Source organism: Xylanimonas protaetiae, from assembly GCF_004135385.1.
Taxonomy (GTDB): Bacteria; Actinomycetota; Actinomycetes; order Actinomycetales; family Cellulomonadaceae; genus Xylanimonas; species Xylanimonas protaetiae.
In genome coordinates this window covers 1-18,964 of the sequence record NZ_CP035493.1, presented here as the reverse complement: position 1 = coordinate 18,964, position 18,964 = coordinate 1, and the positions used below count along the sequence as shown (strand labels likewise).

Below are 18,964 nucleotides of genomic sequence, written 5' to 3'. Positions count from 1 at the left end.
GGACTGATGCTGTCTTCGCAACCAACATCATCCCAGTCAGCGGGGCACTCCGGCGATCTAGGCCCGGCGCGCCACACCGTCCACGGACCCGCCGCGGATCGGGGCTGAAGCTAACGCAATCCGTCCGGTTCGACGGTCAGATGCGGACGGCGTCGGCGGGCTGGGTGCGGGCGGCGATGACGGCCGGGAAGGACGCAGCGGCGAGCGAGAAGACAAGCACCGCGGCGAGGGGGATGAGCGCCAACTTGGGGTCGAAGACCGGCTGCCAGCGGGCGACGGCGGTGACGACCATGATGGCGGCGAACCCGACCGCGAACCCGAGTCCGGCACCGAGCAGCCCGAGCACCCCGCATTCGGCGACGACCAGCCCGACGAGTTCGCCGCGCCTGGATCCCAGTGCTCGGCGTAGCCCGAACTCCGGGATTCGGCTCGTCACCGACAAGATGTTGACGAGGACCACCCCGGCGAGTCCGGCGAGGGACGCGACGACGGCCAGCACCTGCAGGGCCACGGACACCGATGCTTCGAGCTGGCCGCGGTAGGCGTCTGCGCCGAGTACGGGGTCGACGGTCAGGCGATGCTCTTCGAAGGGGTCGGCGAGCAGGCCGATCCGGGTGGCGAGCAGGCTGGCGGCGCCGGGCTCGGTGAGGGCGAACACCGTGGTGGTGTAGGACGGTGGCAGCCCGGAGACGGTGTCCGGGGTGACGAAGGCGGCGCCGACGGCGGTCCCGGGACGGGCTTCGGTGAGGATCCCGGACACGCGCAGCCGTTGGCCGGCGATGGTGATCTCGGGGCTGAGGTCGAGCTGTGTGACGCCGAGCCGTTCGGCCAGGACTTTGCCGAGCACGACCTCCCCGGGCCGCAGATGCGTGTCGGCCGAGGTGGCCCAGCGGATCCGCGCGTCCGAGCCCGACGCCGGGGTCGCGTCGACGGCGTTGAGCTGGGCGTCGGTGGCGGCTACCTCGCCGTTGCTCATCGCGATGAAGTCCCATTGCCGCCACCGCTCGGCTGCCGTCACGCCGGGGAAGGCGCGCACCGAGTCGATGTCGAGGTCCCAGCGCGGGGTGCCGGTGTCGTGGGTGAACGTCGCGGTCACCTGCGAGGCGCGGCGAGCGTCGAACATGGCCGTGACCTGGGTGGCCGCGCTCTGCGAGAGCCCGAGTGCGGTCACCGTGAGGGCGACGGCGAGGGCAGCGGCGAGCATCCCGGCCCGCGTCCGTCCCGGCCCCGCCGCGAAGCCCTGCCGCACGAAGCGTGCCGTGCGGGCGACCTGCCGACGGATCCTGCGAGACGTTCTCGCACCGGCGGGCAGGGCCGCGTGGCGCTCGGGGACGACGCCCGATGAGGCCAGCACCTTCTCGTGCCGCGCGCCCCCGGTGCGGTCACCGGTGTCCGACACCACCCGTCCGTCGCTGAGCGTGATCACACGGTCCAGCAGGGCGGCGATGTCGGGCTCATGGGTGACGACGACGAGCGCTGCGCCGTGCTGGCGGGCGCGCAGGCGCAGCAGCTCGATGATCTCGGCGGACTGCGTGGTGTCGAGGTTCCCGGTGGGCTCGTCGGCCAGCCACAGCCGGGCTCCGCGCACCAGCGTGCGCGCGATGGCTGCCCGCTGCATCTCCCCACCGGACAGGGTCGAGGCGCGCGCGTCGGCGCGGTGGCCGAGGTCGACGTCGGCCAGTGCGGCGTCGACGCGGGAGGTGAGGGATCGTTCGTCGCCGTCCCAGGTGGCGGCGTAGCGCAGCCCGAGTGCGACGTTCTCGCGGACGCTGAGCCCGCCGATGAGGTGCGAGCGCTGGAAGACGAACCCGAGCGCCGCCGCCCGCCACGCGGTGCGGGTCGCGTCGTCGGTGCGGGTCAGCGGCTGCCCGTCGACGACGACCGTGCCCTCGTCCGGGGCGTCGAGCAGGCCGAGGATGTTGAGCAGAGTGCTCTTCCCGCTGCCCGAGCGCCCCACGATCGCCACGGTCTCACCAGGGGCGATTGTCAGGCTCACGCGGTCCAGCGCGACCGTGTCCTGCCCGAAGCGCCGTGTGACACCGTCGAGCCGGATCAGTGCTTCGCTCGCCTGGTCCACCGCCCGTACCTGGCGGCAACCCTCGCCGAGGTCGGCGCCGCGTGCCTCACCCATCGGTGGCGTCCGCCGTGTCCGCGGGAGCACCTGCGGCTTCCGGGCCGATCCGCACGCTCGCCCCCGCTACCAGCCCGGCATCCGGGTCGAGCGCCTCCACCGCGGCCACCCCGCCCTGTTGCCCCGCGACCGTCACGGCCACCTCCCGGAACGAGTCCCCGTCGGCGACGTACACGCTGGACACCCCGCCGCGCGAGACGACGGCGGTCACAGGCACGAGCAACCCGGCCTCATCCTCACCTGCGGGGTTCTCGATGGTCACCGTGTAGGTGATGCCCGCACTGATGACGCCCTCGGACACGGTCAGCACGATGCGCGCATCACCAGTCTCCGCGTCGTGGTCGATAGCCGTGACACTCGCCCTGGCATCCCCCTCGTCGCCGGCGAACACGGCCTCGGCACCGACAGCGAGCACACCAGCCGACGCCCCCGGCACGGTCGTGGCAAGGACAAGGTCCCCGACGGTGACGTCGAAGACCGCGGCACCTTCAGCCAGCTGTGAGCCCACAGCGGCCAACGACCGCACCGTCGCGGGCAGCCCGCCAACCATGAGCACCTCAGAGCGCAGCACCCGCGGCCCGCCCGGCACCGTGCGCGTCCCGGCCGGGTCCGGGACGTCGGCCGGGACGGCGTCAGCCGGAACGCCCTCGGCCTCCGCGGCGTCGCCGCCGCCCGCCGCAGCGCCGGCTTGAGGGTCAGCGGCGGGCGGGACGGGGACCTCCACAGTGGCCCGCGGCACCTCGTACCCCGCAGCCTGGTACATCGCCTTGACCGCCGCCTGCGTCCGCGGCCCGTAACTCCCGTCGGTGCGCCCCGCGAAGAACCCGGCAGCACGCAGCCCTTCCTGCAACGCGGCGACATCATCGCCTTGATCACCCGGCTCGATGTCGCGGTACAACGGGAAGTCGCCCGGCAGCACGAACAACGGCCGACCATCCACCCGCAGTACAGGAGCACCGGGCCGCAGCACATCACCAGGGGCGACCACCTGGGCGGTGACCACTCCCGTGAGCGCCGCAGGCGCCACCTGCGAACGCACCTGCTGCGGCTCCACCGTCACCGCGATCGTGACCGCGCCGTGCAAGTACCCGGCCCGCACGACGGCAGTCAGCGGGGCCGGGGCAGGCGGCTGAGCGTTCGCCGCCGCCTGATCAGGCGACTCCAAGCGGGCCGCCGCAGCCCACGCCCCCACCCCGACAACGACGAGCGCCAAGAGCGCCACCAACCACCTACGCACTCAACTCTCCCTCGTCACGCCGACAGGGCCCGCCCGGGTCGCCCACAGCTCAACCACCGAGCTCCGCAATGACGGCGTCGACGCCCTTCTGATACTCGACATACTCCGCGCGGGCAGCCTCGAACCCCTCGATGTCGGCGCCGATGGCCGCCAGTTCCGCGGTTGTCCGCGAGACGTGCACCGCCCGGTCGTATCCGCTTGTAGTGCGGCAGTGCGCGTCAGCTACTGCGATGCCGCGTTCCCACTCGGAGGCAGCGACCGAACCGCTGTCCGACTCGTCCTGACCCGTCGGCGATGCAGCGTTCCTGATCGAGTCAGTAGGCATGAGCTGAGGCCGATCCGGAAGGTCGATCAGGCCAACGGGAGCCATGCACTCGCGCCATCGGGTGGTCGCCTGAGCCACAGCGTCGTCGTCCTCGACCCCCATCCAGGCCGTGGCTTCGATGGCGTTGAGCAGTCGCTGCGGAGCGACGCCAAGTCGCTCATCGGCTCGCTGCCCGCACTCGACCATCCGGGCCTGAATCTCAGCGGTGATCGTGACCGAGTCAGGTATGGCAGTGTCGGGCTGCGGGATCGTCCGTAGTTGCGGGTAGCCGAACTGCTGTGCGATCTCCTCGGTGAACACGATCTGCATCGTGCGTTCGTCGAATGTGGGGTTCGTGTCCTCACCGGGCCGAGAGGGACGGTACTCGACCACCCCGGCCAGGCACTCGCGTCCGAGCAACTCCCGGGCGTAGATGTCGTCAGGATCACGAAACTGCGGGACCAGCGCGTACACGGGGGTTGTCGTCTCACGGTCGATGTCATAGCCGTAGCGGGCCGCCACCTCTTGGGCCGTGAGAGCTTCGCTGCTCGATGCGGGACTCTGCTCGCACGCGGTGATCAGACCGCCTGCGAGCAGAGCCCCAGCCATCACGAGAATGGCCGGGACTTTGTGCCGTGTCATGTCTTTGCTTGTCCTCTTCCTGGGCCGACTCCTACTGGAACCGGGCAGACTCGATCCGGTTGGCGAACGCGATCGGGGTCGCGTCCGTCCCGTTCGAGAGGTTCGGATCCCGCCACTGGCCCCCGATCACCGGGTTGCCCAGGAAGACGACGGCTCCGCTGTAGTCCAAGTTGTCGTAGAAGTACGCCATCTTCTTGGTGCCGTTGTTGACGATGGAGTTGATCTTGTTGCGGGAGGTGGAGAGTTTGACTTCCATCGAGAACGACGAGTTGGGGCTTCCGGAGTAGCTCGTCGACTGCCACATGCACGCGTACCCGCTGGCGCAGTCGGTGTACGCCGCCTGTGCCGGCGCGGTGCTCAGCACGACTCCGGCGGCTGCGATGCAAGCCGCCACGGTCGTGCGGAGCAGCGGTCTCTTGATGGTGCTCATTGCTGTCCCTCCTTGCCGAGTGACGCCGGGTATCTGACCCGGTGTGAGCGTGGCCGGTTGGCCCGCTCACCCTGTACGTGACATCTGGGCCTCGGATTTACGCAGGATTCCGTATGGCGTGCGTCACATCACGGGCCGGGTGTCCCGATCGTGTCGACCATCCCGGTGCTCAGCCAGACCTCGAACCCGGTCACCGTGGGTTCCGTGACGTCGAGTGCCGGGTCGGTGACGGTGATGGTCTCGGTGCCAATGAGCTGACCGGTGGTCGTCGAGACGTGGAGCACGAAGACCTGGTGCGCGCCCGTGTCGGGCCGGTCCCAGGCGATGGCGAACCCGTGAGCGGGTCGCCCGTCGCGTGCCGTGGTGAGCCCGAGGAGACGGACAGCGGGCTCGTCGGCGAGGACCTCCCACATGGCGGCGGCGAGGTCGGACGGGATGACGTAAAGACCATGAAGGTCCGCGATCTGGGCGGCGAGTGTCCAGGCTCGCTCCGCAGCGCTTGCGGTGGCAGGCAACGCCGAACGGTCCAGGAGGGCTACTCGAAGGGTCTGCGGGTCGCGGGGCAGCGTGTCGGGCAGGTGCGGGTCGAAGGTCCCTGCTTCGGCGGTGTCGGTGGACTCCAGGACACCCGGTGCTGGGGTGTCGGTCGACTTGAGCAGACCGTCCAGGTCGAGGGGGCGCCGCGTGACTGGTCCATGCGGGCCGACCCGTCTGGTCCCAGCCACATTTGCGTGACGGTCGGGACCAGGTCGGCCTCGACGTCGTCGCCCGCGTCCACGGACATCAGCCATCCCGAACGTGCGACATAGTGCACGTCGCCCGTGCCCGACAGCGGGTAGTTCCGTGCGGCTAGCGCCGCCTCGCGGAGCTCCTCGTGTGCGCCGGGAGCATCAGCCGCGCCCTGCGGGGTAGCGATGGTGTACTCCAGGGGCGCCGGGAACGCCATCGCAGGAGCCGACCCGAACACCATGGTCATCGCGAGCGTGACCGCAGTCACCACGGCGGCCGCCGACGCCAGCCACGCCCCCCGCGTGACCTTGCGGCGCCGATCGGCGGCCCGGATCCGCCACAGCATCCGCTCGACGTCGTCGGGGTCCGGGAGGTGCTCGGCAGGCAACGGCAACACGCCTTGCTCGCGAAGGAGCGCGCGCAGCTCGGCGACAACCTGCTCATCGTCCGAGGCCACGACCGCTCCCTTCCATCTGCGTGTTGACCAGCGCCATCTCGGTGTCGCCGGATGCCATCTCGGTGTCGGCGAGCGGGCGCATCCGCCGCAGCGCGCGGGTGACCCGCGCACTGATCGTCGAGGTCGGGTGCCCCAGGATCATCCCCACCTCGGCGAGGGTGAACCCGCAGATCGCCACCAGGTACACCGACGCCCGTTCATGCACTGGCAACTCGCCGAGCCAGCGCTGCACCCGGTCCGTGGCCACGACGTCGTCGACGGCCGCAGACGCGCCAGGCGGCTGGGCCGCGACGGCATCCACGACGCACCGGTCCCGGTCGCGGGCGCGGTACAACTCGAGGACCTTCTTGTGGGCGATCCCGAACACCCACGCCCGGCACCGGTCCCCCGTTGGCGGGCGGTCGCCCCAGCGACGCCACGCCACCGTGAGTGCCTCAGAGACGACGTCGTCGACATCGTTCGGGCCGACCTGGCGCAGCACGTACCCGTGAAGACAGGAGTACACGCAACGCGCAAACTCCTCGAAACCGTCGAACTCAGTCTGAGGACCAGGGCCGTGACGGAAGCGATCTAGCACGACGTCGTGGTCAAGAACCGCACCGATCCGGCGGGCACCGACACCGACGCAGACTGCACCCCGGCCGCGAAGCACTGGGACGTGCCGGTGCCCGCAGCACCCGAGAACACGCGGACGGCTCGCCCAGACCGGTTCCACACCGACTTTGCGCTCGACAATCCAGTCACGTTCTGGTTGCCAGTCGTGCCGTAGAACGTACCGGCATACATGCTGCCCGACCACAGGCAGAAGCGACCGGCAGCACACGAAGCCGAACTCAAGGGCATCACTTCCGGCGCAGATGCCGCCGCAGGGGAGGCAAGACCGAACGACAGCGTGCACAGAACAAGCAGGGCTGCGGCGAGTCGAGGAAGGCGGATGGGCGGACGGCGCATCGAACGGAGCATGGTCGAGTCTCCGACACGCGGCCCGCCCGATGCCGTGCTGACGCTGACCGAACGGTTCGACAAGCGGGAGATCGCTCGGGCGCGGTGGCGGTCAGCCAGTTGTCCGCTCGCGCTGGTCGACCTCGGCCTTCAGATGATCCGTCAAGAGCGACTGGGCAACCTGAGGCGAGAGCCTGCCGCACCGCCAGTGCCGCGATCGCCTGCCCGAAGCCTCTTCACCCACAAGGTGACAGGGCTTCACCGCGGACCAGTCCATGCCAGAGGTACCCATTTTCGCAGATCAGCGGCCACACCCGCGGCTCTCGGGCACAAGACAGACCCACCCGGACAGCCGCCGAGCGGTGGATTTGGGCTGAACTCACGGAGTCGATGAGCGCGGTCATGAGCTTCTTCCCGGCGTTGGGGTCGGGGTGGCGGTAGGCGGCGATCATGCGCTGGTAGATGCCCCAGGTCGCCTCGACGAGCACGTGCTCCTCGAGGGCGAACAGGGCCTCGATGCGGGCGACTTGTTTGTCGGTCAGGAGGCTGGCACCGGTGTGCAGGGTCCGTCGGGCCTTGTAGAGCGGATCGTCGCGTAGCCCGCGGTGCCCGTGTAGGTCTTGCTGGACGCGGCGCCGGCACCGGTCCAGGGCGTCGCCCGCGAGGCGCACGACATGGAACGGGTCCATGACCGCGACCGCGTCGGGCAGCTCTTCGGCAGCGGCGGTCTTGAACCCGGTGAACCCGTCCATCGCGACGACCTCGATCCGCTCCTGCCACGCCTTCGGCCTCTGCGTCAGCCATTCCTTGAAGACGGCCTTGGAGCGGCCCTCGACCATGTCGAGCAGCCGAGCTGGGCCCTTGCCGTCCTTGATCGGGGTCAGGTCGATGATGACGGTGACGTACTTCTCCCCGCGGCGGGTGTGCCGCCACACGTGCTCGTCCACCCCGATGACGCTGACCCCGTCGAACCGGGCCGGATCGGCGATCAGCACGCGGTGCCCCTCGACCAGGACGGCATCGTTGACGGTGTTCCAGGCGACGCCGAGCGCGTCGCGCAGCCTCGCGACGGTCAGGTGCTGAACCACGAGCCCGTTCAGAGCCCAGGACAACGCAGCCCGGGAGAGCTTCGCGCGCGGCTGCGCAGCAGCCGTGGTGTCTTGCCGCCACACCGTTGCGCACGACGGGCATCGGAAGCGGCGAACCCGCAGCAGGAGCGTGGTGGGCCGCCACCCGAACGGCTCGTGCGCCAGCCGCCTCGTGACCGTGTCCCGCACGACGCCCTCCTGCCCGCAGGTCCGGCAGAACTCGTCCCGGGCACGGGCGCGACCCGGCACTCCAGGACGGTCTTGCGGGCGGTGACGTGCTGGCCGACGACGACCAGGCCGAGGTCGTCGAGACGGCAGAACGTGGTCAGGTCAGGCGGGCAGAAGGTAGCGTCGTCCACGTCGAGGTCTTCCCGATGGAGTTGGTGTGAGAACCCCATCATCGGAAGGCCTCGACGCCTTCCTGCTCCCCGACACGCGCTCCGCCGTGGCCCGAGTCTCACAACATCGTGGACACCGCTACACCCTCATCTATGAAGAGCCGGTTTGGGCCGCCGCGGTGGGCCGTCGCCGCCCGACGCCAATACTGGCTACGGCATTCGGCACAGCGGCAGCCCCGACTTGGGCCAATGTGGTGTCCCCTCAGTGGGCTGCCTGCTCGGTCTTGTCGAGGGCTTCGCGTAGGTCGTCGGGTAGCGGCTTGCGGATCGGCAGGGTCTGGGTGCCGACTGAACCGCCCTAGGTTTGATGCCGTTCCTCTCTGAGTCACCGACCAGGAAGGATGGGCTGACGCCCAAGAGAACCGATCCGGAGCTCAAGGCGCGTGCTGTGCGTCTCGTGACCAACCACCTCGGGGAGTACCCGTCGTTGACCGCGGCGTCGGCCGCGGTCGCCAAGCAGCTCGGCGTCGGAAAGGAGCCGGTGCGTCGGTGGGTGGTCCAGGCCCAGGTCGACGGCGGCTCCCGGCCCGGAGTCACGACCGAGGAGTCTGCCGAGATCAAGAAACTCAAGGCCGAGAACAAGCGGCTGCGTGAGGCCAACGAGATCTTGAAGGCGGCCTCGATTTCCTTCGCGGGGGAACTCGACCCCCGCAACCGCTGATCGTGGGCTTCATCGATCAGATGCGCGCCAAGGGGTATGCCGTCGAGTCGATCCTGGCCGTGCTGCGTGAGCAGGGCGTCACGGTCGCGGCACGACCCCGGCCGAGTACGAGGACGCCCACTACGCTGCTCACACCATGCAGGTTCAACCCGCAAAGGAGCGGCAGAGAACCTGGGCGGTTCAACTGTGGAGAACTCGCCTGCTCAGGTGCTGCCGCGGCGCGGAACCCGATCCGACGGTGGGCCGCACAGTTCGGGCTTCAGCGGTAATAGACGTCCGTGATGACCGCCGTGAGTACGTCGCTTTCGCGGGCAGTGCTGACCCTCTCGGGACTGACGGTGTAGTTGCCGCCAGCAGTTACGTCGGTCGTGTTGACGACAGGTCCGTCTTCTCCGCCCTGGATCTCATAGGTCACCCGGAACCCGCCGCGACCCACACCGTCATTGTTGGCCACGATCGACAGAGTGGGCTCGACGGTCACGTTGCATCCGGCAGACCCAAAGCACTTCTTGTCCGTCACACGAAGTTCGATCGCCAGGTGTCCTGGTTCGACATTCGGCGCGTTGGCGGCCGCAAGGGCGGCCGCATCCTCAGCTGCTTGTGCGGCGGCGTCGGCCGCCTCAAAGACGTCCACCTGTGACTGAAGTCGCGCGGCCTCGGCTGCAGATTCAGTGGCTCTTGAACGTGCCTCGTCCCGCTCCGCCACGATCTGTGCGTACTCGTCGGTGGTGGTCGGGTCTCCACTGCCTCCGATGACAATGCCGGCACCCAGGCCGATCAACAGCGCGGCGAGCCCAGCGCGTGCTGGAGCTAGCCAGCGCGGCATGGAGCGCCTTGGCGCCGCGGCTGGCTCTGGTGACGAGGGGCCTGTCGCCTCCTCGGGCGGGGGCGGCGGCGGACCGAACGATTCTGGGCTCGTCGGTGGCTGGACGGTCGACGTCTCGTCAGTCGGGTTCGGGACGGGTTGTGTCACGTCGGTCATCGTTCACGCCTATTCTCGCTCGCGAGCGGGTTGGGAGGGGCTTGCCCCATCTCATCCGAACGCGTGGTCCCGCGACGAGCGTCGCTGGCGCTGTCTGATCGACCACCGTCCGGTCCTCGGGGCGCACCTGGAACAGCGGAGGTGCGACGGTGACGGTCTCGATTTGGGTGATGTCGGCCGGGGATGGGTACGCGTACATGTTGCGCACCGTCGTTGTCGGCGCCGGCACGGCGGACCGGCTCTCGGCTCTCACGCGGTACAACACCGACAAGGGCACACCACCCGGCTACGGCATTCGGCACAGGGGAAGCGCCGCCGACGTGAACGCTTGTGCCTGCTGACCCCACAGGCGCCGTGACTCGCAGGATGACTGGATGGCGGCTTGCTCGATGACCGCGACGGCGCGCTCAAGCTCCGTCGTGTTGGTCGCGCTGACGGTGATGAGCCCGACTGCGCGGAGGAGACCGTGTCCGGCGGTGAGGTCGGCTTCTTGCTGGAGGACGTCGGTGTACTCGGCGGTCTGGGTGGCGTCTTCGACTTGCCCGATCTTGGCGCGTTGGGCGGCGTCGGCGATGTGTTCGGTCTTGGCCTTGCGGATGGCGCGGGCGGCGGCGTCGGCGCGCACGGGCGTGAAGAGGATCGTGAACGTGTGCTGGACGCCGGTGGAGGCGAGCAGCGGCTGCAGGAAGCCGGGCGTGACGTAGGAGCGGGGCCATTCGGAGATCCAGAGCACGGCCTGGTAGGCGGAGTCAGATCGCAGCGAACCCCAGGATTCGGTGACGGCGAGGGGGCCGGCGGTGGCGAGGTCGTGGCCGAGGTCGCCGTGACGATCAAGGGCGGGGGCGACGGAGGGGTCGTAGGCGGTGCGGAGCACGACGGCGAGGTCGGAGGGTGCGAGGACGCGGGTCACAGTGATGTCGGCGGCGCGCAGGGCCAGGATCATGGCGTCGACCTCCTGACGCAGCACGACCGCGGCGCCGCGGAGCCCGCGCCCGGCCGCCCGGATGGTGCGGGCCGCGGCGCGCATTTCGAGTGCGACCGAGATCGTGGACGCGCGCCGGTGCCCGGCGGGCCCGGCGCGTTCGACGAGCTGTTCGTAGGTTTCCGACGCCCAAGAACCGTCGCGGACACCGTGGGTGCGCCACCAGTCGACCAAGGGGCGGCCAGAGTCGGGCAGGGTGCGTTCGAGGACCTGGACGGTGGCGATGCGTCCGGTGCGACACGCGGAGGCCAGGGCGCGGCCCCAGATGGTGACGCGGCGGTTCTGGTCGGTGGCGTCCAGGAGCACGAACGCCGGGTGCTGGACGTCGAGGATCGCGGTGAGGGTGGCGCGGTGCGGGTCGTGGATGTAGACGGCGCCGGTGTCGGGGTCGGTGTACTCGCGCAGGGCGGCGGCGTCGCCGGGCAGGGCGAGGGTGCCCGCGGGGCGGGGCTTGCCGATCCGGGCCCGGAACGTGGTCTGCCCGGTCATGGTGCGTCGGCCCCAGCGGGCGGCGATGGGTAGCCACTCGACTGCCGTGCGACCCGCGACGGGTACGAGGGTGACCGTCAGGAGCAGCACCACCAGTGGTGCGGCGAGCACGGGCGCGGACCCGCCGGTGTAGAGGGCAACCACCATGATGACGGCGGCGGTTCCTGCGGTGAGGAGGCGTGGGCCGGTCAGGCCGAGGATGATGCCGCGGCGGGCGAGGCGGGAGAACTTGACCGGCCGCAGTTCGTTCTCGGGGGTCGTCATCGGGTTCCTCCTTGCTGGGCGGCGTCGGCCCCGTGGTGGGCTTGGCCGGCGATCCACGTGCCGGCTTTGGGTCCGGCCTCGGCGGCGGCCTTCGCGGCGAGCACCCCCGCGCCGACGGGGCCAGCCGCGCCAGCAGCCCCCGCACCCGCACCCGCACCCGCGGCAGCACCCGCACTGGCGGCCACGCCGGAAGCCGCCTCCGGTGCCCAACCGGCACCGGTTGCACCGGCGGGCGCCGTCGTCGTCGGGCCGGGGTTGGTGGGCCATGGGCTGCTGCCCGTGCGGGCGGTGGGTGGCGGCACGGAACCGGTCCCGGGGTCGGCCAGGATGCGGCTGGGCTCACTGCGGTTGAGGAGCTTCGAGGGGACCGGCACCGGCCGGTTGAGGGCTTGTTTGGCCTCTTGTTCCGCGGACATGGCGTGGTACATGTCGAACCCCATGAAGTTGATGGCCTTGTAGGTCAGGTAGGGCGCGAACCCGGCGATGAGGAGGAGCACGACGCCGGTGATCGGGTCCGACAGGGATGCGAGGTCCGCTGAGACGGGGGCGGTGAGCTGCGCGGTCGCGAGCAGCAGGAAGACGACGATGACGATCTTCGAGATGACGAGCGCGACGACGAAGTTCGCCCACCGTCCGAGCCACCCGCGGGTGGAGTCCCAGCTGGCCCCGGCGAGGGCGATGGGTGCGAACACGACGGCGATGAGGATCAGGGCCTTGCGGATGAGGAGGCTGATCCACAGGATCAGGGCCGCGCACCCGGCCAGGATGGACAGCAGCAGGGTCACGATGAGGATGCCGCCAACGCCGCCCGACATGGTGGCGGCGGTGCCGGTGGTGAGCAGGGTGATGCGGTCGCCGACCTCGGTGAGGTTGGTGCCGGCCGCGGCGATGATGCCGGTGCAGATGCGGTCGGTGATCTCGAGGCCGGCCGCGATGATCGTGACGACGACGAAGGATCCGAGTACGGACTTGCCGAGCCCGAGGGCGGCCCTGGACAGGGCGGCGGGCTCGCGGTGGATCATTCCGGTGATGACTTGGAGCAGGAAGAAGCCGAGCATGACCGTGACGGCGACACCGAACACGATGTTGTAGACGGATGTGAACGAGCCGCTGGTGATGTCGACGAACGTCGTCGTCTCGAACAGCGCCCACATGCCCCGCATGAGGGTCGCGACGCCGTCGGAGACCATCGCGGTGATGCTCACGAGGAAAGCGGTGACGGCGCTGCCCGCTGCCGACTGTGCTGCGCCGCAGATGGCGTTGACGCCGGGGATGGTGCACAGGTCCATGACGGGCTCCGATCAGATGGACTGGCCGACGTTCCAGAAGAAGTTCACGAGCGTGACGGCGGCCCCACACACGGCGGCCGCGGCGACGGAGATCAGCACGCCGGACTTGCCGCGGCCCGCGTAAGTCGGGTTCCCGGTGTGGGACCCGAACGCCCACACGATCGCGGCGACGATCACGGCGAGGACCGCGAGGATCAGCCCGACGGTCATCACGGCCCCGACGACGTTGCGCAACTGGGCGATGCCGGGCAGCCCGTCAGAGTTCGGGGTGATCGAGATGTCGGTCAGCATGCGACGGACGACGACGGTGGTGTTCATGGTGGTGCTCCGTTCAGGCGCTGATGGTCGAGCCGACACCGATGCCGGTGCCGGGGAGGAAGAAGGACAGGCCGACCCCGAGGAGCCAGCTCATCCACGCGATGGCCCCGCCGGCCAGAACGGCGCCGCCGAGCGCGACGAGCACACCGGCCCGCGCCCGCTGGGCCAGGTGCCAGGACCCGGCGTTGGACGCGATGGCCCACGTGATCGCGGAGGCGATCAGGACGATGACGGCGACCAAGAGGGCGACCGTCATCAGCGCCCCGATGATGCGGGCGAGCTTCTCGTCCGAGCCCAGGGCGGTGAAGTCGGGTGCGACTGGGATCGGGTTCACGCCGCCACCCCCGCCGTCGCGCAGGGTGCTGGTGCGAACGTCGCTGCTGGTGTCGTGGACGTCGAGGTGTGGTCGAGCCAGCCGGTCGGGTCGATCGAGGGCTGGTCGAGGCCGCCTGGGCGGATCTCGAGGTGCAGGTGCGGGCCGGTGGAGTTGCCCGTGGATCCGACGTCGGCGATGTGCATTCCGGGTGTGACGATCTGGCCGACGGTGACGTGGATGCCGCCGTCGCGGATGTGCCCGTACACGGACACGACGGGGGAGCCGTCGACGAGGTGGAGGATCGCGACCGCGTTGCCGAGACCGCCTCGCGGCCCGGCATGGACGACGCGGCCCGCAGCCGTTGCGAGGATCGCGGTGCCCTCAGGTGCTGCGAGGTCGACGCCCGCATGCAAGGTGCGCAGCCCGGTGACCGGGTTGACCCGCATCCCGTAGCCGCTCGTCCGGGCCCATGTCCCCTCCGGGAGGGGGAAGACGGTGGCGGTGACGGTGGGCAGGCCGGCCTCCGACGCCGACGCCCCGGTGGTGGTGAGCGCGGCGAGGATTGCGACGGCGACCGGCTCGAACCGTGCGTACCGCTCCGGGTAGGCGGACACCTCGACCGCCTGTGCTGCGGCACCGGGTGCGAGGTCGTGCCAGCGGGGGATGTCGAGCAGCCCGCGCGGGCTTCCCCCGTTCGGTCCCGTCGGGCCGCCGAAGAACGCCCGCGCCTGGTAGGTCGGATCCATGAGTTCGGGCACCGAGCCCCAGCCCGTCTGCGGGCGCATCTGGAACAGGCCGAGCGAGTCGTGGTCGCCGCCGTCCCCGTCGTTGGGCAGGGACGCCGACGACGGGTAGGCGCCCGTGTTGGCGAGGTTCCGCAGCCCCGACTCGGTCAGTGCCGCCATGAGCGCGATGACCACGCCGTCGCGTCCGACGTCGGGCGTCTGCTCGCCAACCGTGACGATGACGGCGGCATGGGTGAGCTGTGCGAGCCCCAGCGTGACCGGGCGCCCGTCCGTGGCCGTTGCCGTGATCGTGGTGGGGACCGAGGTCACCACCAGGGATGCGTCGCAGGCGCCCGCGAGGCTTGGCAGGGCAAGCACCAACACCCCGCCGACGAACACGCCTGGGGCGAGGACGAGGATGAGCGCGGTGACGATCAGGATGCGGCGCATGGGGTCACCGCAGCGGGGTGTCGAGTGCGCCGAGGCGCAGCAGGTGACAGGTCGGGTGGGTCGGGCCGCAGACGACGAACATCGTGAACGCGACCGTGAACTTGTCGTGCACGTGCTCGCCCTCCCAGGTGCCGGCCCGGTGGCGGATGCCGTCGATCGTCACCGCCGTTGTGCCCGGAGCGAGCGACCCTGCGGGGGCGTTTGCGGCGATCCCCGGCCAGGAGGCCGGTACAGCGGCGGCGGTGATGTCGAGCCACTGCCGGGTCGAGTACCCGGACAAGAGCTTCCACGCCTCGGCGGTCGGGAGGTACAGGGCGAGGTCGGCCACGAGTCCCGGCGTCTCGATGCCCGCCGGGTCACCGACCGCGATGATCGGGTCCCGGTGCGCGTCGACTGGGCGCCGATCGGTGGTGTCCCACGCGAACAGGGTCGTTGCGACCGCGCGAGCGAACGTGACCGGGTCGTCGGAGGCGGCCACCGGGGGAGCGTGCTCGGGAATGGCCCGCACCGCCGGGGCGGTGGGCGTCGAGGAGGTGATGGCCGCTGTGGCAGAGGTTCGATCCGTTCGCCAGAGTGCTGTCGCCATGACCCCGGCCAGGATGACGGCCGTGACCACGCCGCCGACCAGGGCGGTGCGCCACGTCCGGGTTCGCGGGAGGCCGTTCACGGCGTCACCCGCTGTGCCCGGGCGGCCTCGCGCCCGGCCTTAGCAACGACGGCGAACCGGTCGAGTTGCGCGCGGACCCGGTCGAACCGGTCCCACTCCTCGTCCGTCATGCCGCGCCCGACGTCGTCGGCGTCGAAGGCCTCCGCCCACCCGTCGAGCGTCGCGATCGTCATCAGGAAGCCGCGGATCGTGCCGCGACGGGGCGCGACCGGCCCTGTCGCGCGGGGCGCCGCCTGACGGGGGCGGCCCGGAGCAGCGGTGTGGCCGGTGGGTACCGAGCGACCGCCTGCCGCGGCCTTCGCGGCGAGGTGGGTCTTGATGGTGTCGTAGAGCGGCTGGACCGCTGCGCCTCCCTCGATCCGGGTGAGCGCGTCGCCCGCGGCCTGCCGGATCTGGGGGTCCTGGTTCTCGTCGTCCCGGATCCGTTCCAGGGCGCCGACCTGTTCGTGGCGCTTGTACCCGGCCGACCCGTTGACCAGCAGAGCCGCCTTGTGCCGACTCTTGAGCTCGCCTGCCGGTGGTGGCGATTCGCCACCACCGGCTCCACCTGCGGAAACGCCTTCCATGGGTTCGGTGTCGTCGGGCGAGGTACGGAACTGCGTGGCCGCCTTGCGCTGCGCGGCGAGCCGCTCGAAGTGCGCCTTCGCCGCCCGGTACAAGGCGGCCTGCTCGACCGGGTTGAGCGGCTTGTGCGTCGCGTTCTCGTCCAGTTGCGCAGCCATGAGATCGGCCGGCTCGGAGATCCCCTGACGCACCCACACCCGGGTCGTGCGCTGTCCCAGCTTCCTGAGGGCGGCGAGGCGCCGCTGCCCGGAGACCAGGACGCCGTCGGGGGTCACGGTGATCGGCTGGAGCAGCCCCGTCTTCTCGATCGACGCCATCAGCGCGTCGATGTCGCCCAGATCGGATCGGAACCGGGTCCCGACCTGGATCGAGTCGATGGCCCGCTCAATGTCCGTCAGCGGTCGGGTCTCAGACACGGGACACCTCCACCGCCGTCGCGCTGGTGGGTGCGCCGCCGTTGAGCACGGCGCGCAGTACCGGGTCGGCGCTCAAGGTGTCGTTGCCCTCACCGAGCAGGGCGCGCAGCAGCAGGCCGCGCCCGGCATCTGACGTCTCGGGCTGGCCGGGGTCGCCGAGCAGCGCGGTGAGCAGGGCCAGCCACGAGCGGTGGGGCAGGTCGAGGAGCACCAGGGCGTGCCGGTCGCGGCGCAGGTAGGTGTATGCCCGCCGCCGGCCACCACAGTTCGCGAGCCGGTCACTGACGTAGTCGACGGCGACGCGGGCGACGTCAACCGGCCACCCGTAGGTGGCGAGGAGATAGACGGCGACGTCGAGTGCGCGCGTTGCCTCGCCTGGCTCGACGCGCCCGACGACGGTCCGCACCACGGAGTCGGCGGCGGGCGTCACGGGCAGGGCGTCGGACAGGACGGACCATCCGCCGTCGTCGAGCCGCTTCGCCTCGTGCACGGGAGTGGCCTGGCGGTGGCGGGCGTCGCGTTCGGAGCACAGGCGTTCGTCGGCGAGCTGGTTCGCCTTGAGGTTCGACTCCACCGCCGTGGTCACGTACGCCCACGGGTCACGCTTTGCGGCGAGCGACGGGCGTCGCAGTTCGAAGAACGCGGCCACCGCCGCATCGTGCGGGCTCTGCCCGTACTTGCGGGCCAGACCCGCGTACTTGCGCGCGCAGAACCTCATCAGGTCGGCGGCCTCCGGGTCGCGTGCCCAGGAACGGGTGGGGTTCGTCGCCAGGTCCGTCAGGAGGTGGCGCAGGTGCTCGACATCGCCGAGCAGGGCGGCGGTCACAGTTGCACCCCCTCGCCGGGAGTCGGAGTCGACGGCGGTGCGGGCGGGAGCGTGCCGCGCTCACGGGCCACGGCCCGCCGCTGACGCAACGCCGCGACGGTCCGGGCTGGGGCGCAGTACACGGTGTGCATGAGCGCCCGCTCCAGTGCGATGCCCTTCCCGACCGCGCCCTGGGCCGCGTGGACCGACAGGTCCGCCACCCGCACCCAGTCGTAGTTCCCGTACACGCGGGCGTGGGCACCGATCGTGCCGCCCGACACGATCGGCCTGCGTGACGGGTCGCGGTGGACCGCCAGCGGGTCCGGCGCCTGCGCGCGTGCCGCCTCAGGCTGGGGTGCTTCGCGGTGGGGCAGGTTGAACGTGTCCAGGATCACTGGGTCACCTCCGGGGCGGGGTCCGGGCGGCGCCCACCGCCGCCCAGGTCCGGAAGGGGTGTGGTGGTGCGGAACGCCGAACGGATCGTCCGGTCGATCTCCGGGACGCCCAGGCCGGCGTGCTGGGCCGCGTCGCCGAGGGCGCTCAGGGTTGAGGCCAGGCCGAAGCCGCCCTCGACCATCCGGCACGCCGCCCAATGCAGGCCCGCGTTCCGGCCGCCCTCGGGAAGTCCGGCTACAAACGCGGCCAGGCGCTCAGGGCTCGCACCCATGCCGGGTGTCACGGCCGTTGGGAAGGTCGGGACTGGGCGGGGCGGGTCCAGGAACGCCCTGAGCGCGATCGCATCGACCGGCGACGTCGGGTGGTGGGCCACGGTGATCACCTCGTACCGCCGCGGACCGGACACGGTTACGCACCACGACGGCGGGACGACGACGTACCCGCCATCCCCGCGAAAGTCGACGTGCGTACGCGGGGACGTCCACGAACGCTGCTCGACACCGACCGCATGCTCGAAGTACGCGTGGATCCCGCCCGACGGCGTCCGCACCACCATCGACCACCCCGACACCAGACCCGCCCGCCGCGCTAACTCCCACGCAGGGAACCCGGTGGCGTCCTCACCCTTGAGGTCAACGTCGACGACATCGAACCCCGATGCGGCGCCGGTGGGCAGGCCGATGTTCGCGTCCGGGCGGCGCGCCCACCACGAGGCCACCTGATCCAGGTCGGTTGTCGCATCGCGGAACCCGCGCTGCGTTAGGGGCTGTTTTGCCGTCGGCGCGCACGGGAACACGGGCAAGTCCGCGCGCGCAATGTCGTACGCGGCCGACGGCAGCGAGGGCGCCCTAGTTGCCCGGCGCAGGAGCGCGAGAGAACCCGGGGGAGACGGCGTGGTCGTGGACATGCCGCCCACGCTCCGCGCCGAGCGCTCGTGGAACCGCACCCCGAGCGTTGGCAACTGCTCACCCGAGCGTTGGCCCTATGCGGCGTCCGCACAGGTCAGGCACCGCTCGTGTGCACACGCATCCGTAGCCTGGCGGTGCTCCCTGACGATCACCGGAAGCCCACGACGGCACGGGCCGAGCAGGAGGAGGGCGAGGGGGTGCGGAGGACTCTGCCCGGTATGCGTGGTCAACGCGTTCATCGCTGCTCTGTCGGGCTGCTTCGTCGACGCGCCTCTGCAGCTCCCGCCGCCGGCGTCCCCCGGGGTGCGTGAGCTGCAACGAGCCCAGGGCGGGTTCCTGCATTGGGTGGCTGCGCCGCCGGCTCCGCTGAACGA

The 18,964-nt window shown here is 70.6% G+C and carries 19 protein-coding genes and 2 pseudogenes; 1 reads left to right on the top strand and 20 read right to left on the bottom strand.

Features of this window, described 5'->3' with window-relative positions; genetic code table 11:
• Positions 1 to 136: 136 nt before the first annotated feature.
• The 9 genes and pseudogenes from ET471_RS00105 to ET471_RS00065 all read right to left on the bottom strand — a co-directional run.
• The gene (locus tag ET471_RS00105) at positions 137 to 2,131 is read right to left on the bottom strand and encodes an ABC transporter ATP-binding protein/permease (RefSeq protein ID WP_129186048.1); all 1,995 of its coding nucleotides are present in this window, start codon (positions 2,129 to 2,131) and stop codon (positions 137 to 139) included.
• Positions 2,124 to 3,296 (bottom strand): peptidoglycan-binding protein, encoded by a 1,173-nt coding sequence (locus tag ET471_RS00100; RefSeq protein ID WP_165350333.1) that lies wholly within the window; start codon positions 3,294 to 3,296, stop codon positions 2,124 to 2,126. Before ET471_RS00100 ends, ET471_RS00105 begins: the two co-directional genes overlap by 8 nt.
• A 121-nt stretch (positions 3,297 to 3,417) precedes the next feature.
• Positions 3,418 to 4,281, bottom strand: coding sequence for a hypothetical protein (locus tag ET471_RS00095; protein WP_129186046.1), 864 nt, complete (start codon positions 4,279 to 4,281; stop codon positions 3,418 to 3,420).
• 64 nt (positions 4,282 to 4,345) lie between these two features.
• The gene (locus tag ET471_RS00090; RefSeq protein ID WP_129186045.1) at positions 4,346 to 4,744 is read right to left on the bottom strand and encodes a peptidase inhibitor family I36 protein; all 399 of its coding nucleotides are present in this window, start codon (positions 4,742 to 4,744) and stop codon (positions 4,346 to 4,348) included.
• Between the two features lie 128 nt (positions 4,745 to 4,872).
• Positions 4,873 to 5,259: a hypothetical protein gene (locus ET471_RS00085; RefSeq protein WP_129186044.1), complete on the bottom strand. Its 387-nt coding sequence runs from the start codon at positions 5,257 to 5,259 to the stop codon at positions 4,873 to 4,875.
• Positions 5,260 to 5,279: 20 nt separating this feature from the next.
• Entirely contained in the window at positions 5,280 to 5,930 is a 651-nt protein-coding gene (locus ET471_RS00080; RefSeq protein WP_129186043.1) for a hypothetical protein, read from the bottom strand.
• Complete coding sequence (locus ET471_RS17810; RefSeq protein WP_162616409.1) at positions 5,914 to 6,435, bottom strand: RNA polymerase sigma factor; 522 nt, start codon at positions 6,433 to 6,435, stop codon at positions 5,914 to 5,916. Before ET471_RS17810 ends, ET471_RS00080 begins: the two co-directional genes overlap by 17 nt.
• Positions 6,436 to 6,500: 65 nt before the next feature.
• Positions 6,501 to 6,716, bottom strand: a complete 216-nt coding sequence (locus tag ET471_RS19045; RefSeq protein WP_425356581.1) for a hypothetical protein — start codon at positions 6,714 to 6,716, stop codon at positions 6,501 to 6,503.
• 530 nt (positions 6,717 to 7,246) lie between these two features.
• Positions 7,247 to 8,289: pseudogene (locus ET471_RS00065) on the bottom strand (ISL3 family transposase); the annotation flags it as partial.
• A 376-nt stretch (positions 8,290 to 8,665) separates the two neighbouring features.
• Between ET471_RS00065 and ET471_RS00060 the strand changes: the two are divergent.
• A pseudogene (locus ET471_RS00060) lies at positions 8,666 to 9,114 on the top strand (transposase); the annotation flags it as partial.
• Between the two features lie 164 nt (positions 9,115 to 9,278).
• On the opposite strand, the gene ET471_RS00055 reads toward ET471_RS00060, so the two are convergent.
• From ET471_RS00055 to ET471_RS00005, 11 genes are all read right to left on the bottom strand, one after another.
• Complete coding sequence (locus tag ET471_RS00055; protein WP_129186039.1) at positions 9,279 to 9,845, bottom strand: hypothetical protein; 567 nt, start codon at positions 9,843 to 9,845, stop codon at positions 9,279 to 9,281.
• 442 nt (positions 9,846 to 10,287) lie between these two features.
• On the bottom strand, positions 10,288 to 11,736 hold the full coding sequence (locus ET471_RS00050) for an SCO6880 family protein (RefSeq protein ID WP_129186038.1): 1,449 nt from the start codon (positions 11,734 to 11,736) through the stop codon (positions 10,288 to 10,290).
• Entirely contained in the window at positions 11,733 to 13,025 is a 1,293-nt protein-coding gene (locus ET471_RS00045) for a conjugal transfer protein TrbL (protein ID WP_129186037.1), read from the bottom strand. Before ET471_RS00045 ends, ET471_RS00050 begins: the two co-directional genes overlap by 4 nt.
• A 12-nt stretch (positions 13,026 to 13,037) precedes the next feature.
• Positions 13,038 to 13,343, bottom strand: a complete 306-nt coding sequence (locus tag ET471_RS00040; RefSeq protein WP_129186036.1) for a DUF6112 family protein — start codon at positions 13,341 to 13,343, stop codon at positions 13,038 to 13,040.
• Between the two features lie 13 nt (positions 13,344 to 13,356).
• Positions 13,357 to 13,677: a DUF6112 family protein gene (locus tag ET471_RS00035; RefSeq protein WP_342586057.1), complete on the bottom strand. Its 321-nt coding sequence runs from the start codon at positions 13,675 to 13,677 to the stop codon at positions 13,357 to 13,359.
• A complete protein-coding gene (locus tag ET471_RS00030) occupies positions 13,674 to 14,834 on the bottom strand; it encodes a M23 family metallopeptidase (protein WP_129186035.1) in 1,161 nt (386 codons plus the stop codon). The genes ET471_RS00035 and ET471_RS00030 overlap by 4 nt, the downstream gene beginning before the upstream one ends.
• Before the next feature lie 4 nt (positions 14,835 to 14,838).
• Positions 14,839 to 15,312, bottom strand: a complete 474-nt coding sequence (locus tag ET471_RS00025) for a hypothetical protein (protein WP_129186034.1) — start codon at positions 15,310 to 15,312, stop codon at positions 14,839 to 14,841.
• A 185-nt stretch (positions 15,313 to 15,497) separates the two neighbouring features.
• Positions 15,498 to 16,481, bottom strand: coding sequence for a ParB/RepB/Spo0J family partition protein (locus ET471_RS00020; RefSeq protein WP_129186033.1), 984 nt, complete (start codon positions 16,479 to 16,481; stop codon positions 15,498 to 15,500).
• On the bottom strand, positions 16,474 to 17,307 hold the full coding sequence (locus tag ET471_RS00015; RefSeq protein WP_129186032.1) for a hypothetical protein: 834 nt from the start codon (positions 17,305 to 17,307) through the stop codon (positions 16,474 to 16,476). The genes ET471_RS00020 and ET471_RS00015 overlap by 8 nt, the downstream gene beginning before the upstream one ends.
• On the bottom strand, positions 17,304 to 17,681 hold the full coding sequence (locus tag ET471_RS00010; RefSeq protein WP_129186031.1) for a hypothetical protein: 378 nt from the start codon (positions 17,679 to 17,681) through the stop codon (positions 17,304 to 17,306). The genes ET471_RS00015 and ET471_RS00010 overlap by 4 nt, the downstream gene beginning before the upstream one ends.
• Positions 17,678 to 18,589 (bottom strand): bifunctional DNA primase/polymerase, encoded by a 912-nt coding sequence (locus ET471_RS00005; RefSeq protein WP_129186030.1) that lies wholly within the window; start codon positions 18,587 to 18,589, stop codon positions 17,678 to 17,680. Before ET471_RS00005 ends, ET471_RS00010 begins: the two co-directional genes overlap by 4 nt.
• Positions 18,590 to 18,964 lie beyond the last annotated feature (375 nt).

Coding starts and splice junctions, on each gene's coding strand:
- ET471_RS00095 (WP_129186046.1), bottom strand. CDS start 4,281: ATGGCTGGGGCTCTGCTCGCAGGCGGTCTGATCACCGCGTGCGAGCAG.
- ET471_RS00005 (WP_129186030.1), bottom strand. CDS start 18,589: ATGTCCACGACCACGCCGTCTCCCCCGGGTTCTCTCGCGCTCCTGCGC.
- ET471_RS00090 (WP_129186045.1), bottom strand. CDS start 4,744: ATGAGCACCATCAAGAGACCGCTGCTCCGCACGACCGTGGCGGCTTGC.
- ET471_RS00045 (WP_129186037.1), bottom strand. CDS start 13,025: ATGGACCTGTGCACCATCCCCGGCGTCAACGCCATCTGCGGCGCAGCA.
- ET471_RS00040 (WP_129186036.1), bottom strand. CDS start 13,343: ATGAACACCACCGTCGTCGTCCGTCGCATGCTGACCGACATCTCGATC.
- ET471_RS00050 (WP_129186038.1), bottom strand. CDS start 11,736: ATGACGACCCCCGAGAACGAACTGCGGCCGGTCAAGTTCTCCCGCCTC.
- ET471_RS00030 (WP_129186035.1), bottom strand. CDS start 14,834: ATGCGCCGCATCCTGATCGTCACCGCGCTCATCCTCGTCCTCGCCCCA.
- ET471_RS00055 (WP_129186039.1), bottom strand. CDS start 9,845: ATGCCGCGCTGGCTAGCTCCAGCACGCGCTGGGCTCGCCGCGCTGTTG.
- ET471_RS00105 (WP_129186048.1), bottom strand. CDS start 2,131: ATGGGTGAGGCACGCGGCGCCGACCTCGGCGAGGGTTGCCGCCAGGTA.
- ET471_RS19045 (WP_425356581.1), bottom strand. CDS start 6,716: ATGTATGCCGGTACGTTCTACGGCACGACTGGCAACCAGAACGTGACT.